Source organism: Advenella sp. FME57, from assembly GCF_014897675.1.
Classification (GTDB): domain Bacteria; phylum Pseudomonadota; class Gammaproteobacteria; order Burkholderiales; family Burkholderiaceae_B; genus Advenella.
Genome location: NZ_JABUXU010000010.1, coordinates 19,471 through 34,054, shown reverse-complemented (window position 1 = coordinate 34,054; position 14,584 = coordinate 19,471). Strand labels below are relative to the sequence as shown.

Sequence of the window (14,584 nt, the reverse complement as noted above, 5' to 3'; positions counted from 1 at the left end):
TACGGCTGGGGGATCCCAATTGCTGAAGCTTACCGTGTACCTTAGGTATGATAAACACCCAGGAATTGAACTTACTGTTCTCTTCAGGGTGAACAATATAGAGGCGCAAAATGCAAAATCTCAATCCCATCCTCATCTTCATCACGATAGCGGAAATGGGCAGTTTCACCCACGCCGCCGATCGCCTGGGCATCCAGAAGGGGCGGGCCTCAACGGCGGTGCGCAAGCTGGAGGAACAGGTTGGTGTCAGGCTCCTGCACCGGACGACGCGCAGGGTGCAGCTGACCGAGGACGGACGCGCATTCCATGCACGCGCCCGCGATCTGCTGGCCGAAGTCGATGACCTGTACTCGATGTTCGCAGGCGATCACGAGGGGCTTCGCGGGCGTTTACGGGTCGATCTTCCGACCGAAATAGCGCGTACAACGATCGTGCCGGCTTTGCCACAGTTCATGGCGGCTCACCCCGAATTGGAGCTGGAGGTGTCGAGTACGGATCGGCAGGTCGATCTGGTTCAGGAGGGGTTAGACTGTGTATTGCGGCTTGGTCCGATACGAGACGAGACGCTGATTGCCCGTCCACTGGGCAAGTTATGCATGATCAACGCTGCCAGCCCCGCCTATCTGGCGCGCTATGGCGTTCCTCGATCACTGGAAGACCTCAAGCGCCAGGAACATCGGGCCATACATTTTTCCACGATGCAGGGCGCAAGGCCTTATGGGTGGGAGTATCAGGACGGCGACAGCTACGCGACGCTTCAATTGCCCGGCGCACTACATGTCAATAACGCGCAGACCTACGAAGCCGCTGCCCTGGCCGGTCTTGGCCTGATTCAGGCGCCACTCCTGGGAATTGGTCAATATCTGGACAGTGGTGCGCTTGTGGAGGTGATGCCCGATTTTCGTCGCCGGGCAATTGCCGTGTCCCTCGTAGTAGCACACCGGAGCAATCTGTCGCGCCGGGTCCGCGCATTCATGAAATGGATTGAAGGTGTGCTAACGCCGTATCTGGTATGAATCGTGGCCGCTACCAGGACGATGCCCTGTTTTGCACAAGATGGGCAACGTTTTCAGTATGGTCCTGGCGCAGATCACTAAGTCTGCCGATCTGTGACGCGATCGCTAAGAGGGTGGTTGAATCCTGCCAAAGCCTGCAAACGGGCGCTCAGATCCTTGAAAAGTGTTTTATGTCACTCATCATCGCGGTTCGCAACGCCCAGTCCTGGCTCATTTATCCGGAAAACGCCGGTTGGCTTGCCACACTGTCGCGCATTTTCATCCGTTCGTACCATGAGAGCAAGGCCCCACATTCAGGTGGGATCTCGAGCTTGACAATAGCAGCAAATACTAAACCACCAATGACCGTAATATCGACCATCGAGAATTGTTCGCCTGCAATATAGGGTTGCTGCTGAAGCACTTTATCAAAGTAATGCATGCCGCGAAGCGCCTTATCACGCTGCCGCAGCCCCCATTCCTGATTCTGGTACAGCTCCACCAATGGTCCCAAGCCCGGTGTGCCATGGTGGAAATAGACACTGATGGCATCAAGCAATTCGATTTCGGCCCGTTTGCTCATCATATGTATGATCCCCTGTTCCAGGGGTGTGGTGCCCGTAAGGCTAGGCGCGCCATCCAGCGTATCCAGATACTGGGTGATAGCCGTGCATTCGGCAATAAGCGTACCGTCCGCCAGTTCGAGAACTGGCAGTGTTCCCGAGTAATTTTTCTGCTCGATGAACTCTGGTTTCTTGTGTTCGCCCTTGTACAGATCGACCATCTCAAATCGAACGCGCTGTTGCAATTGCTTTTCTGCGATAGCGATTCTAACTCTCGTTGGATAGGGGCCGACCGGGAAGTCGTAGACCGTCATGGCGGGACGGTTATTAGGATCAATGTTTGTAATGACGGATGTCATTGTCTACTCCTGAACAAGTTGAAAAAGCCAACGAAAGGATTTAGTTAAGGATTTAATTAATCTACCTAACGTTAGGTAGATTAACTGTATTGCGTTATACTGCGCTCTGTCAATGTTTTTTTAGCCGGAGCTAAGGTGATGAGCGAAGCAGCAGGTAGTTCAAAGGAGAAAATCCTATTGGAGGCGACCAAGATGGCGCAGGCGCACGGCTATAACGGATTGAATGTTCGAGATCTGGCTAGCGCTGTCGGGATCAAGGCGGCCAGCGTCTATCATCATTACGCCAGCAAAGCGGATCTTGGTGCTGCGGTGGCAAGACGCTATTGGGAAGATTCCGAGGCGACGCTGCATGCGATGGAGGTAGCGCTCGATAGTCCGCTTGAATGCCTGCACAGATATTCTGAAACTTTCCGAAAGGCGCTCACGCGAGACAATCGCATTTGCCTGTGTAGTTTCATGGCAGCCGAAACAGATGATCTTCCGCACGAGATTAAGAAAGAGGTACGAAAATTCGCCGACGTAAATATTGCCTGGCTAAAAAGAATGCTGCTCTCTTCTGCCTCTATACCCGAAAAGGAGTGTGAGGTCCGTGCAGAAGCTATTTTTGCAGCCGTCGCAGGCGCACAGCTTATAGCAAGGAGCCGTTCTGATATCGCTTTGTATGATCAACTCATTGTTGGTTATTCGTCTGCTGGCTTGATACCAAGGTAGCGCTGGCATTGTGGTTGTTATACGGCCATCCTGGGTGCCGAATCATAGCCTGAGGAAAATTCGACTTTGGTCGATCATAAATAATTTATGGTCGACCAAGAACTATCTATAAAGCATTACCCAAAAATGTCGCCACTGCCTAAGAGATCCCCAATAATTGGGAGCCCGTCTAAAATACTAAAAATAGAATCAAGAAGGCCGGAAATCAGGTCCATAATTTTCTCCAATCGGTTAGTAGGTATTAAAAGGTTAGCAGGTGTTTCTTAATACACCTGTGATGACTTTATGTTACTTGCTCCAGGTTTGTATATCGCAACCAAGTAAGTAATTGTATTTTTTATTTCATTTGAAATAATGATACATATTTCCAGGTGAATATTGGTAGTGATAAAAAAAGAGCCATAAGGCAGATTGGACGGGGTTTATAGGAAAGATATCGGAAGATTGAAGATTGAGTTATTCAAGCTACGCAATTAGTTACATAATTTTTTGATTTTTAATTAATTACGATTTTATGAATTCTTTTGCCGAACTATTGTGTCAGATGTAATTTTATAAATTCGTTGTGTAACCAACACTTTTTATTGGTGTCATTCATTTATTGGATTTAACGACAACTAGTAGCGAATAAAATTGTTCTCTTGGAACGCGCCGCTTCTATACTTGAATGAAATATGACTGCCCGATGTATCTGCCGTGAATATGCAGAGGTTGGCAAATCAGCGAGCGCGCAATTGCTCACAGCGCCGTTAGTTTCGGCGCGCTATTCGTACGGAACAAGCCACTATGAGGATCGAGATCGACGACCTTTCACGCGATGAGACTCACGCCCTTCTCAACGAACACTTGCAGAGCATGTACGAACTCTCACCGCCAGAGAGTGTGCACGCATTGGATCTTGACAAACTCCGGCAGCCAGACATCACATTTTGGACAGCTTGGGACGGTCCGCGACTGCTTGGCTGTGGCGCCCTAAAAGAACTGGATAGTAAACACGGCGAGGTCAAGTCCATGCGTACGCCCAAGGCGATTCGTCGCAAAGGCGCAGGGCGAGCCATCCTTACACATGTGATCGAAATTGCCAGATCAAGAGCATACGAACGATTAAGCCTTGAAACTGGAACAATGGAAGAATTCCTCGCTGCCAGGAGGCTATACGAAAGCTTCGGCTTCACGTATTGTGGTCCCTTTGGTGAGTACGTCGAAGACCCGAATAGTGTCTTCATGACGCTACATTTATAAATATCGTACCCAGATAAGCCGAAAATTTCCTATTTTTACTTCGGTTTTTTTTACACACAACGGCTTGCCTTCGTCCTTAAGAGCGAAGCCCAACGTTTTGGACGTATAGGTATATCCAGATGGCACAACATATGGAAATCGGTTTAATTGGTATATTTTTTACAGTCGCCATTGCGCATTTTTTGGCATTATTAAGCCCTGGGCCAGATTTTATCCTGGTCGTAAAAAGTGCAATTAAAAATGGCACAAAGAGTTCGATTGGCATTGCAGCAGGTATAGCAAGTGCAAATGCGTTATATATCGCGCTTTGCCTGCTTGGTGTCGGGACAATTCTTGCTGCTTCTGTCCCTGTCATGATCGCTTTGAAAATTTCTGGCGGCCTGTTCTTGATTTATCTGGCCGTGATGGCAATGAAGGCAAAAAAGAGCGACTATAGCCAGTTAGCCATTGACGATATGAGTGCCGGTGTAACGCACTCTTCTTTGGCCAAAGAGTTTTTTACCGGATTTATGTCAGGGGTCTTGAATCCAAAAAACCTGTTGTTCTACATAAGTTTATTCACACTTGTGTTAACTAAAGATGTTGGTCTTATTTTCAAGGTTGTGCTGGGTGTCTGGATGACCGCGGTCGTGTTTATTTGGGATGTCGCAGTCATCTATTTATTGTCCGCCAACAAGGTACGTAACAGGTTTTCCCAGCTGGCTTACTACATTGATAAATGCACAGGCGTAGTCTTGGGGCTGATCGGTTTGAGTATAGTGAAGTCAGCCCTGACTAAATAGCGCAACTGTTGAATAAACCTCGAACAGATCGCATCAAACGACGCGATAGCACAACACACAAGCGCCGGCAAATCCTGTTTAGTCCCGGCATTCATCCGTTTCATTGATTTGAAATAAACGTTAGCCTTAGTTGACCGAATCGTATGCAATCGCGAAGGCCGTGCAAGAAGTTCACCATTCCTTTTTATTCGGCGACATCATAATTCATATGGCATAATAGACGCCATCGGCTCTTCCCATGCCAGAGCCTTCCTACCATGCTACTAAGAAAACGTAGCCAATGGTATCGTCAATATCTGCAGGTCTGGTGAGCATGGTACTCGAAGTGGGGACGTACAGAAACCATGCTGACCAATACCAAGCTGCGGAATCTCCAATCAAATCACAATTGCTATACGGTGAACGACCGTCATGGCCCTTACGTGGCTATTTGCGTGGCTCTCTACGCGACTGTGACCAGCTGCTGTATCACCCTCATCAAGCTAATCCGCGCACTCCACTGCGCGCGACAGACCATCACTCGCCACTGCATTCAGAAAATCACCGGGCAAACCGCCCCGATCGACATAATGAATGATTCGTACGCTCAATACCCTGCTTTATTCAAACACACGCCACGCAATCATCAAGGTTACACCCCCTATCATCCACCAGCACACTGAGGAGATCCTGGTCATGGCAGCGAACAATGGGCAATTCAATTTCTTGATTATCACCACGGACGAAGAGCGTTACCCTCCAGTATATGAAGACGAGAGTATTCGACAATATCGCCAGGAGTATCTGCACGGCATTGCCGCGCTGCGCGAAAACAGCCTGGAGATGCACCGGCATTACACCGCCAGCACCGCCTGTAGCCCCAGTCGGACCAGTATTTACACCGGCCAATACCCTTCCCTGCATGGCGTCACGCAAACGTCGGGCATGGCCAAAGAGTGGTACGACCCGAATATGCTCTATCTGGATCCAAACACCGTGCCGACCATGGGCGACTATTTTCGCGCCGGAGGATACCGCACCTTTTACCGCGGAAAATGGCATCTGTCGCACCCGGATATCATTCTGCCCGGCAGTGTCGATGTCATGATGAGTACCAAAGACGACGGCACACCCATAACACGTGCGGAGCAATTGTATAAATCAGCGAATAAGCTGAATGAATATGGTTTTGACGGCTGGATCGGCCCCGACCCGCATGGCTCGGCCAAAGCCAACGCGGGCGTCAACCGCGATCCCGGCTTTGCCGATCAGATTGTCGGCCTGCTGGACACGCTGGAAAACGATGACAGCAATCAACCCTGGCTGACGGTTGCCTCGTTCACCAACCCGCATGACATCGTATTTTTCGGCACGCCGTGGCTGCTGGGCTTCGAATACAACTATGATTTCCCGGATTTCATCAAGAACCTGAACCTGCCGCTGCCGCCAACCCGCTGCGAGGACCTGTCCACCAAGCCCCGGGCGCAGAAGGATTATGCCGAAAAGTACGGCGAAATGTTCTTCCGCAACCCGACCATTCCGCAGTATTTCCAGATGTATTACTATCTGCAGTACGTGGTCGATCAGGAAATTCTCAAGGTTTACCAGAGACTGCGCAACAGCCGGTTTTTCGAGAACACCATCGTCGTTTACACCTCGGACCACGGTGATATGCTGGGCGCGCATGGCGGTATGCACCAGAAATGGTATAACGCCTACGAAGAATCCTTACATATTCCGTTCATCATATCCAATCCGACCTTGTTTAGCGGCCAGAACAACAGTCACGCCCTGACCAGCCATGTAGACATCCTTCCCACCCTCATGGGCCTGGCCGGCATCAACCAGGAAGAAGCCGCCGACGCACTCAAACCAAGCCATTCCGAAGTCCATCCACTGGTTGGCGCAAATCTTTCCGAGCTGGTCAGCAGCAGCGGCACCGGCGGCAGCAGTGACGAGGCGCTCTATTTCATGACAGATGACGAGGTGAGCGAAGGCCTGACCGACGTCAATCCACGTGGCAACCCGTATTCGCCAATTGCCGAGCCCAGCCATGTGGAAACCGTTATCACACATTTAATAAATGATAGCGGCGAAAAACAGCTTTGGAAATATTCGCACTACTATAGCAATCCGAAATTCTGGGGAGGGGCGAGCAACCCGGACCAAAGCATTACCCCGCAGCCTGAAGGCGGCCCGGCCGAATTCGAGCTGTACAACCTGAGCGAAGACCCGCTGGAAACCACAAACCTGGCCGGCAACTGCGGCCAGACACCCGCATCTGACTCCGTGATCAAGGCGCTGCAGGCCGTGATGCGGGAGCAGCGAGCCAAGAAACGCCTACGGCCGACTGGGCAGGCGGCTGATTAATGCAACGGTAATATCGATTGCGGGGTCTTTTGTAGCCCGCTGCCATGAACAGCCGAACAGTCAGTCAGCAGCGGGCGGCTCCTCGAGCAATTCCGGTGGAATGATCAAGAAAACGCCCCATCATTCCCACCGGTTCAGTCGCGCTTTCCTATGGCTTTTCGACAAGGCGTCGGAAATTCTTAATAGCGATCAGATACCGATTGGTACCGATGTAGAGATCACCATTCCGGTTAAAGTAAATGCCGCCATACTCGTGGCAATAGTTAACACCCCTGCCCAGAGGGATATTCCAAATCACCCTGCCGTTAAAAGAGTCGATCGCGCTGATGTAATACATCCCTCCCTTTGAGGACGAGATGTCATCGGACCAGTCACACGTATGGGCGAAGATGATACCGCTGCCGCGGCAGAGCATGTTCATCGCGTAAAAGTGCATGTCCGGCAGCTCCCAGACCTGTTCATCAGGCTGCTCGGCGTTCTGGGGGTTAATGCGGATCAGCGCCATGCCAGGCCCATTGGGAACCAGCTGCGAGAACGGCCACGTTGGGTAGTGGCCGAAATTGTTTTCGACCACAAAGCTATCGCCCACGCCAATCAGCGAGGCTTCGTCGGCGCTTCTCATCGTCGCAAAGCACGGCGTTTCGGAGATGATGCTCCCGTCCGCGCGATTGCAGACCACCACATTCAGGCGGGGATCGGCATTGTCGGTAATGCCCACTAATTCAGTGCCGTCTTCCAGTATGGTGAGCGTCGGCGTGGTTCCCGAACCGATGTTCTTCTGACCCGGTTTCAAATAACCGGCGTTCTTGTAGAGCGTCTTCCAGCGCACGGTGATGTTGTTCCCCTCCAGACCAAAAGCCCAGAGATAGCCTTCGGTGCAGGCGCCTTCACTGTCGAGACCGTTGGTGACAATATAAGCCCCCTTCGCATCAACGGCGAACGTGTTGTTGTTCCACTGATTCTCCAGCCTCTCGGCGCTAATCAGCGTTGTGCTCCCGTCGCTCGGATTGATTTCCACAACCGCCATCCATGCCTGATTCCTGAGTGTGCTGTCCGGATAGTTCTCATAGTCGTAGTTACCGGCAATCAGACACCAGTAAAGATTCGGACGGTTATGATCCCAAACGGGAAGTGCCGAGTAAAGCGAATTACCGTGCCCCGAACCGGTGACCAACTCAATGATGTCGAGGCTCTCCCACTTCGGTTCAAGTTCATAAATATCGCCTTCTTTTGGCTGCACGTTCGCTGTCGGATAGCTGACGATCCGATTTTCCTGTACGACAATCGTGTTGTCGTTATTATCCAGGTAAAAATAGCCGCCGCCGAAGGTGTTGCTGGTGCGCTTGCCTGCGGGCGTGCCCGAAATAAGGTTGCAGTTCTCGTCGAACACCACCACCCAAAACTGGGATGAGGCATAATCCAGCGCGATGCCTACCATTTGGTTCTGGCTGTTGCAAACCATATTCGGTGTGTATCCGAACGGGTTGCGCTGCTTGATAAGCAGAAGATTGTCGCTAACGGGCCCGTCAAGTGACACAGATTCGGAGCACCAACTATCCTGGTGCGGACTCCCGAAATCATTTTTAGCCATCCACGGGTTTTGCGGGATCGCGGCATCGGCAAAGCGGTTGCGCGCGCTTTGCGCCGGGGGGACATGGTGCAGTTCTTCTGTTCGCATTGGAACGACGTGGTCAAACGGATTCATGCTTGCTCCTCGATTTGAGTTGGATTGCAGATTTCCGATCCCGACGCTCGGGACCGAAGTATTGAACCTCGGGTCATACCGAACAAAACGCACGTTAAGTTTTATAGGCTGCACAATGCCATGCATTCACGCAGTAAATGCTGCAGGCCTTGGATTCTCCATTTCGGCGGTTCCGAACGGCGAAAAAAACAGACAATAGGTGTCAGGTCGCAGATGATTTAATGGACCTTGCCCTCGTGGGGGCTCCCCTTGAAGTTCTGAGTATGTCGCCAAACGGGTTGGCTGGCAAGCCGTTTTTGTGCGAAGGGTCTTGGGCTGATCGAAGAGCCCAGCACTCATTAACGCAGATATTACAACGCAGGTATTACTAAAATGAGTCAACAAGGCTTGACTGTACTGAGGGCGATTATTCGATAGTTCAGGTGCACTGATCCATTCTCGATAAGTTCGTGAAATTACGCTAACGTTCTGATTGGCTTTTACCCACGCCCTATCGATGAAGGAGCGGTGCCGAACATTGCCCGAAACGCCCTGCTGAAATGCGAGACGTCCTTGAAGCCGCAGTTCATCGCCACTTCTGTGATGCGCTGAACTGCGTTTCAACGGCCTCTCTCTTCAACGAATTTAACGGCGGCAGCAATGCCATTCTCCTGGCCAATCGCAGCGCCCAATGCGGCTGCGCGCTCGCGCATCTGCGGGTCGTCCATCGCCGCGATTGCCGCCGCGACGCTGTCAACCGACAACGCCTTGCGATCCAGTGGCGTCGGCCCGACGCCCAGATCCGCAACGCGCCTTCCCCAAAAAGGTTGGTCCCCGAAAAACGGACAAATCGTCGTGGGCTTGCCCGCACGCAGCGACGCCCCCGTCGTTCCTGCGCCGCCATGATGAATAGTCGCCCCCACGTGGGGAAACAGTTTGTGGTGCGGCGCGTCTGCAACAATATAGATGTGGGCCGGCATGTTCTCTACCGCCCCCAGCGCACCACCGCCACTAGCCAGCAATCCACGCTTGCCCGCGCTGGCAAGGGCTTCAATAATAATCTCTGTGGTTTTCTGCGGATCCAGGCCGGGCATACTGCCAAAGCCGACGTAAACGGGAGGCTCACCGGCATCCAGAAAGGACGCAAGCGCATAAGACGGCCGCCAATCCTCATCATCCAGAAACCAATAGCCACTGACCAGGACAGTGCTGTCCCAGTCCGATGGTACAGGGAGAACATGGGGGCTATAAGCATAGAGCGTGCCAGCAGGCTTGGCAACGCCGCGGGAACGGCCAGAAAGACCCAGCGAGGCCTCTCGCCAATCGCGGATCAGCTTTGCGAACAAAAACTGCGCGCCCTTGATGGCCAGACTATGGCTGGCACGGTTCAACGGCCCCAAAGTCGCAAAGGGCAGCATCGGGCTCGGGAAGGCAGAGGTTGGCGTAAAGCCGGGCAGTGGCGATGCAAGAATGAATGGGCATTTAAGGACTTGGGCCATGTGCGGCGAAGCGATTGATTTCGGGTGGGACACAATAATATCGGGTGCGAACGCCTTGACGGCGGCCCACTCCTCTTCCAGCAGCCGCCGCATCAGCGGGCGCATATGTTTGAGCAGTTTGAGGCCCGCGGTGAAACCCTGGCTGCCTGCTATCGCAGCCTTCCCTTGCGGCGTGTCAAGGAGCGCCAGAAATTCGCCCGGAAGCGGCGCAAAGGCGATGCCGCGCTCGCGAACCATGGCATCGAATTGAACCGGTGCGGTAATTTGCACCTCATGACCCTGGTTGATCAGTCCAAGCGCCAATGCGATGTAGGGTTGAACATCGCCTCTGGTGCCTAAGGTTTGAATGGCCACACGCATATGGGTTTTTCCTTTAACGCCTTTTAAGGATATACGGAACATATCGCTCGGCTACGTCAACAAACAGATCAGAACTTTTCCCGAATGTAACCTGTGCCGCAGGGCAAAAGCGACTTTATGTCCGAAAAAATGCAGAGACAATTAATTTTTCCTGCCTATCCGACATTCAACAACTTGGCCGTTCAGCCAAGGTACTATTGCAAACTAACATCCCGAATGCAAAAAAGCAAAAAAACCGATTGCAAGAACACCCCTATTGCAAATAAACATCCAACCTGTCAACACTAACTAGAATGAAAAGTTTATTTCGTCCTGCCCAGACCGTTGCGTTAGGCTTTTTGTTGGCAATTACAGTAGGAACGTGCGCGCTCATGCTGCCAATATCAAGCAGCCAAGGTGAAGTGACGCACTGGATTACCGCGCTTTTTACGTCTGTTTCTGCCGTATGCGTAACCGGGCTGGGCGTTGTCGACACCGGGACGCATTGGTCAACGTTCGGACAATGGGTCATCCTCATTCTCTTTCAAGTTGGCGGGTTCGGCATCATGACCTTCGCTACGCTGCTGGGCTTGATGGTAAACAGCTCCTTGCAGCTGCGCATGAAAATGATTACCCAGGCCGAGAAAAACGCCATCAGCCTGGGAGATATCAAGGGTGTCGCCAAATTAATATTATTGATCACCGTAATAATAGAAATTGGCCTGACCATCATTCTTACCATTCGATTCCAGACACACTATGGCATGGACTGGCCGCAGGCGCTGTGGAATGGTTTTTTTCATGCCGTATCGGCGTTTAATAATGCAGGGTTCTCTTTACATAGCGATAGCCTGGTCAGATACGCAGGGGATTTCTGGATTATTTCGCCTGTCATGTTTGCCATCATCGTAGGCGGGCTGGGGTTTCCTGTTTTACATGATCTTAAGACTAGATTAAACGATCCTCGCCACTGGTCACTGCATACAAAACTGACTTTAATTGGAACGGCGGCCCTGCTGCTGGCCGGGTGTATCGGCACATTGCTATTTGAATGGGATAACGCCGGAACGCTGGGGAATATGAGTTTGCACGATAAACTTGCTGCCGCAAGTTTTGCCTCTGTGACCGCCAGGACCGCAGGGTTCAATTCGATAGATACCGGCGCCCTCACGCAAGCCAGCCTGGCGTTGAATTACCTTTTAATGTTCATCGGTGGCGGTAGCGGCGGCACGGCCGGTGGCGTAAAAGTGGGCACGTTTCTCATTTTGGTTCTTATGGTCTGGTCGGAAATAAAAGGCCGATCGGACACCGAAGCGTTCGGACGGCGCATCTCGCTTAACGCTCAGCGTCAGGCGATTACCGTACTCATGCTCAGCAGCACCTCAATTGTAGTAGGCACCACCATTATCCTGTTCGGCAGCAATCTGCCGATGGACAAAGTCATTTTTGAAGTTATTTCAGCGTTTGCCACAGTCGGCCTGTCTACGGGAATTACCGCAGATCTGCCGGCTTCGGGTAAACTTACCCTCATAACCTTGATGTATATTGGCCGAGTCGGAACGATCACGTTAGCCGCCTCACTGGCGCTGGATCAGCGCTACAGGCCATATCGCTACGCAGAGGAGCATCCAATTGTTGGGTAGCCTATTTACAGAACAGTACGCCTTTTCTCAAAGTGACAGTATTATCGTCATCGGTCTGGGCACTTTTGGTGGTGCGGTCGCTCAATCCCTGATCGAATTGGGAAACGATGTGATGGGCATTGACTCCAGTGAAGAGACCGTGCAGGAATGGGCGCATAAACTCACTTATGCCGTACAGGCAGACGCCACGGATGCCCAGGTTTTACGTCAGTTGGGGGTTGCGGATTTTTCACATGCAATAATCAGCATTGGTAACGATATGTCTGCAAACCTAATGGCCTTGCTGGCTGTTAGCGAACTAAACATCAAGGACATATGGGTCAAGGCCATGTCGCCCAAGCACGGCCATATCGCCCAGCGCATCGGCGCCCATCACGTGGTGTACCCAGAGGCCGATATGGGGCGACGAATCGCGCATATGGTCACCTCCCGGATGATGGATTACATAGAATTCGATGACGGGTATGCCATCGCAAAAATCTGGGCCCCTCCTCCAACACATAATAAATCACTGACCGAATCCATCGTTCGCGGAAAATTTGGCGTCACCATTGTTGGGGTCAAACGAAGCAACGAAGATTTTGTTCATGCAACGCCAGAAACCCGTATTCTGCCCGGAGATATCCTGATCGTTTCAGGGCCTAAACATTTGGTTGAGAAATTTTCTGCGGCGGCCAAGGAAAATTAGGGTGCGTTGGGAGGGTTGTATCTTAATGGTGGGCTGCTAAGAATCCTTAGCAATCCCTCCATGCGCTTTGAATATTTGAAAAAGCATCTCGATGATCAAACAATAGATATAGCCAAATAACGATCCGAATATCGAAAAGAAAAGCAGTGGCCCGAAGACATCGTCAACAGACATTTGTTTCATTGACTTGAGGTACATCCATGCATCAAACACATGCCAACCAATAGTTGCGAAGATGATATAAATAAGTGGCGAGCACCAGAATAATATTTTTATTTCCCTGAGAGATCCGAGACGACCAATCAAATAAACCATGACGGCGGCGAAAAACAAGTATTGAATGCCGCCAAATGTCAATGACGCCATCAGTAAATTTGAAAACTTATCGGGAGCATTCGATAAAGATAATAAGTAAAAAAGCAATGGCACCAGAACAGGAACACTTAAGGAGAGTCTGTAAAAAGTCTTATAGTTCATATTTTGGTTCCAGCTATTGTTTATCCTTTCTGGCTCTTCCGTCGTTTTTGAGACCACTGGCCTATAAGCAAACCGTAGGTAGCGGCGACGAAAATAGGAAAGGCTAGATGCCCTGCCAGGAGTGCGACAAGCACAGATGAATCATACATCGCTGCCAGTTGTGTGCGCCCCTCGGACGTCATAAAAAAGACCCATCCAACCAGTACCACTAGCAGCACTGTCAGCAGAATGACGGATATTTTTACCGAGGTAAATCGACCTGCAATATACGACAAAATTAGAGCCGGCAAAGCAAGGGTAATCATGTTTTTCCTTTGGTCTCGTTGTTAAATTTCGTTCTGTATTCTTCAATTATGGTGAAACGGCCCTCTGGGCTCATTACATATCAAAACGCACGATTAGATAGAATCCATTGAAAATTACCATTTACGAAACCAAGAGCGCCAAATTTTTACTTTTCGTTTCGTCATTGTTCAGTGCATCGTCCTAGTCTGGTATATGGGCATTGCTTTCCAGGCACTGAACCCAGTCAGTTGGTTTGCGTCACCATCAAAAACGGTTGTCGATTAAACATATGTCGCAGGCCTGCTCCTACCCGAAGCACCAGTCACCCCAATCACTCCCCCGCCCTAGCCTTCCCCCGCCGTTTCGCCACAAACCGCGCTTTCTTCTCCTTATTCCCACACGTACCCATATCACACCATCTGCGGGTGCGACTCTGGCTGGTATCAAAGAACGCGGCCTGGCAACTGGGCGATGCACACAAGGCCAGTTTTCCGTCCCGTTCGCCTGCCAGGATGCTGATCGCATCGGCGGCGATTACGCTTAAGGCATCTTCCACGCTGGATGTCGAGCCAAGCTTCCATATCCGCTTGCCGCCGTGCGTCAGGAATGCGGCTGCCTTGCCCGCAGCGCTGCAGTCGTTGATGACCTGGATGGCAGATGCTGGCGGCGCGCTTCCAATGGCGGCGGCTGTCGCAGCGGCGTGAATGGCTTCCCTTAGCTCCCGGGCGCGGTTGAACTGGGTTGTGGTACACATTTGCACCGCCAGGCCATAGACGGCCAGCCAGTCGACAAGCCGCTGCGCCGTGGGAATGCGCTCGATAGGATTACCACAACGCTCAGAAAGCGTCCCCGTGAAGCTGGTGGCCAGCACATTACCGAGGCGAAAGTCAGGATATTCAGTACTCATGGAACCACCTTAGCTGGTTGACGTTATTGTTGATGACATGTTACAACCATCTTAGCCGGTT

At 51.4% G+C, this 14,584-nt stretch carries 14 protein-coding genes; 7 read left to right on the top strand and 7 right to left on the bottom strand.

The annotated features are described in order from the left end of the window. Positions 1 to 110: 110 nt before the first annotated feature. On the top strand, positions 111 to 1,016 hold the full coding sequence (locus INT32_RS12765; RefSeq protein WP_193089122.1) for a LysR family transcriptional regulator: 906 nt from the start codon (positions 111 to 113) through the stop codon (positions 1,014 to 1,016). A 214-nt stretch (positions 1,017 to 1,230) separates the two neighbouring features. Here the strand turns inward: INT32_RS12765 and INT32_RS12760 are convergent, their stop codons facing one another. Continuing rightward, positions 1,231 to 1,917, bottom strand: a complete 687-nt coding sequence (locus INT32_RS12760) for a glutathione S-transferase (RefSeq protein WP_193089121.1) — start codon at positions 1,915 to 1,917, stop codon at positions 1,231 to 1,233. 135 nt (positions 1,918 to 2,052) lie between these two features. On the opposite strand from INT32_RS12760, the gene INT32_RS12755 reads away from it, so the two are divergent. The 4 genes from INT32_RS12755 to INT32_RS12740 all read left to right on the top strand — a co-directional run bounded on the left by INT32_RS12755 (position 2,053) and on the right by INT32_RS12740 (position 7,001). Continuing rightward, complete coding sequence (locus tag INT32_RS12755; protein WP_193089120.1) at positions 2,053 to 2,628, top strand: TetR/AcrR family transcriptional regulator; 576 nt, start codon at positions 2,053 to 2,055, stop codon at positions 2,626 to 2,628. A gap of 786 nt (positions 2,629 to 3,414) precedes the next feature. Continuing rightward, on the top strand, positions 3,415 to 3,870 hold the full coding sequence (locus tag INT32_RS12750; RefSeq protein WP_193089119.1) for a GNAT family N-acetyltransferase: 456 nt from the start codon (positions 3,415 to 3,417) through the stop codon (positions 3,868 to 3,870). Positions 3,871 to 3,989: 119 nt separating this feature from the next. Beyond that, positions 3,990 to 4,652 (top strand): LysE family translocator, encoded by a 663-nt coding sequence (locus INT32_RS12745; protein WP_226816991.1) that lies wholly within the window; start codon positions 3,990 to 3,992, stop codon positions 4,650 to 4,652. A gap of 675 nt (positions 4,653 to 5,327) precedes the next feature. Continuing rightward, positions 5,328 to 7,001, top strand: coding sequence for a sulfatase-like hydrolase/transferase (locus INT32_RS12740; protein WP_193089118.1), 1,674 nt, complete (start codon positions 5,328 to 5,330; stop codon positions 6,999 to 7,001). A 148-nt stretch (positions 7,002 to 7,149) separates the two neighbouring features. Here the strand turns inward: INT32_RS12740 and INT32_RS22165 are convergent, their stop codons facing one another. From INT32_RS22165 to INT32_RS12720, 3 genes are all read right to left on the bottom strand, one after another. Then, the gene (locus INT32_RS22165) at positions 7,150 to 8,706 is read right to left on the bottom strand and encodes a hypothetical protein (RefSeq protein WP_226816989.1); all 1,557 of its coding nucleotides are present in this window, start codon (positions 8,704 to 8,706) and stop codon (positions 7,150 to 7,152) included. A 479-nt stretch (positions 8,707 to 9,185) separates the two neighbouring features. Further along, the gene (locus INT32_RS22390) at positions 9,186 to 9,290 is read right to left on the bottom strand and encodes a helix-turn-helix domain-containing protein (RefSeq protein WP_370540233.1); all 105 of its coding nucleotides are present in this window, start codon (positions 9,288 to 9,290) and stop codon (positions 9,186 to 9,188) included. 15 nt (positions 9,291 to 9,305) lie between these two features. Beyond that, positions 9,306 to 10,544, bottom strand: coding sequence for a glycosyltransferase (locus tag INT32_RS12720; protein ID WP_193089116.1), 1,239 nt, complete (start codon positions 10,542 to 10,544; stop codon positions 9,306 to 9,308). A gap of 371 nt (positions 10,545 to 10,915) precedes the next feature. Here INT32_RS12720 and INT32_RS12715 point away from each other — a divergent pair, with 371 nt between their 5' ends. Both INT32_RS12715 and INT32_RS12710 read left to right on the top strand, forming a co-directional pair. Then, positions 10,916 to 12,166 (top strand): TrkH family potassium uptake protein, encoded by a 1,251-nt coding sequence (locus tag INT32_RS12715; RefSeq protein ID WP_226816987.1) that lies wholly within the window; start codon positions 10,916 to 10,918, stop codon positions 12,164 to 12,166. Next, positions 12,159 to 12,854: a TrkA family potassium uptake protein gene (locus tag INT32_RS12710; protein WP_193089253.1), complete on the top strand. Its 696-nt coding sequence runs from the start codon at positions 12,159 to 12,161 to the stop codon at positions 12,852 to 12,854. The genes INT32_RS12715 and INT32_RS12710 overlap by 8 nt, the downstream gene beginning before the upstream one ends. A 36-nt stretch (positions 12,855 to 12,890) precedes the next feature. Here the strand turns inward: INT32_RS12710 and INT32_RS12705 are convergent, their stop codons facing one another. The 3 genes from INT32_RS12705 to INT32_RS12695 form a co-directional block, all read right to left on the bottom strand. Then, positions 12,891 to 13,331: a hypothetical protein gene (locus INT32_RS12705; protein ID WP_193089114.1), complete on the bottom strand. Its 441-nt coding sequence runs from the start codon at positions 13,329 to 13,331 to the stop codon at positions 12,891 to 12,893. 20 nt (positions 13,332 to 13,351) lie between these two features. Beyond that, entirely contained in the window at positions 13,352 to 13,636 is a 285-nt protein-coding gene (locus INT32_RS12700) for a hypothetical protein (RefSeq protein WP_193089113.1), read from the bottom strand. 311 nt (positions 13,637 to 13,947) lie between these two features. Continuing rightward, positions 13,948 to 14,523, bottom strand: coding sequence for an ABATE domain-containing protein (locus INT32_RS12695; protein WP_193089112.1), 576 nt, complete (start codon positions 14,521 to 14,523; stop codon positions 13,948 to 13,950). Positions 14,524 to 14,584: the final 61 nt, after the last annotated feature.

What these genes read in the sequence shown, in the direction of transcription:
- INT32_RS12765 (WP_193089122.1), top strand. Translation starts at nt 111, where the DNA reads ATGCAAAATCTCAATCCCATCCTCATCTTCATCACGATAGCGGAAATG.
- INT32_RS12760 (WP_193089121.1), bottom strand. Translation starts at nt 1,917, where the DNA reads ATGACATCCGTCATTACAAACATTGATCCTAATAACCGTCCCGCCATG.
- INT32_RS12750 (WP_193089119.1), top strand. Translation starts at nt 3,415, where the DNA reads ATGAGGATCGAGATCGACGACCTTTCACGCGATGAGACTCACGCCCTT.
- INT32_RS12745 (WP_226816991.1), top strand. Translation starts at nt 3,990, where the DNA reads ATGGCACAACATATGGAAATCGGTTTAATTGGTATATTTTTTACAGTC.
- INT32_RS12740 (WP_193089118.1), top strand. Translation starts at nt 5,328, where the DNA reads ATGGCAGCGAACAATGGGCAATTCAATTTCTTGATTATCACCACGGAC.
- INT32_RS22165 (WP_226816989.1), bottom strand. Translation starts at nt 8,706, where the DNA reads ATGAATCCGTTTGACCACGTCGTTCCAATGCGAACAGAAGAACTGCAC.
- INT32_RS12720 (WP_193089116.1), bottom strand. Translation starts at nt 10,544, where the DNA reads ATGCGTGTGGCCATTCAAACCTTAGGCACCAGAGGCGATGTTCAACCC.
- INT32_RS12715 (WP_226816987.1), top strand. Translation starts at nt 10,916, where the DNA reads ATGCTGCCAATATCAAGCAGCCAAGGTGAAGTGACGCACTGGATTACC.
- INT32_RS12705 (WP_193089114.1), bottom strand. Translation starts at nt 13,331, where the DNA reads ATGAACTATAAGACTTTTTACAGACTCTCCTTAAGTGTTCCTGTTCTG.
- INT32_RS12700 (WP_193089113.1), bottom strand. Translation starts at nt 13,636, where the DNA reads ATGATTACCCTTGCTTTGCCGGCTCTAATTTTGTCGTATATTGCAGGT.
- INT32_RS12695 (WP_193089112.1), bottom strand. Translation starts at nt 14,523, where the DNA reads ATGAGTACTGAATATCCTGACTTTCGCCTCGGTAATGTGCTGGCCACC.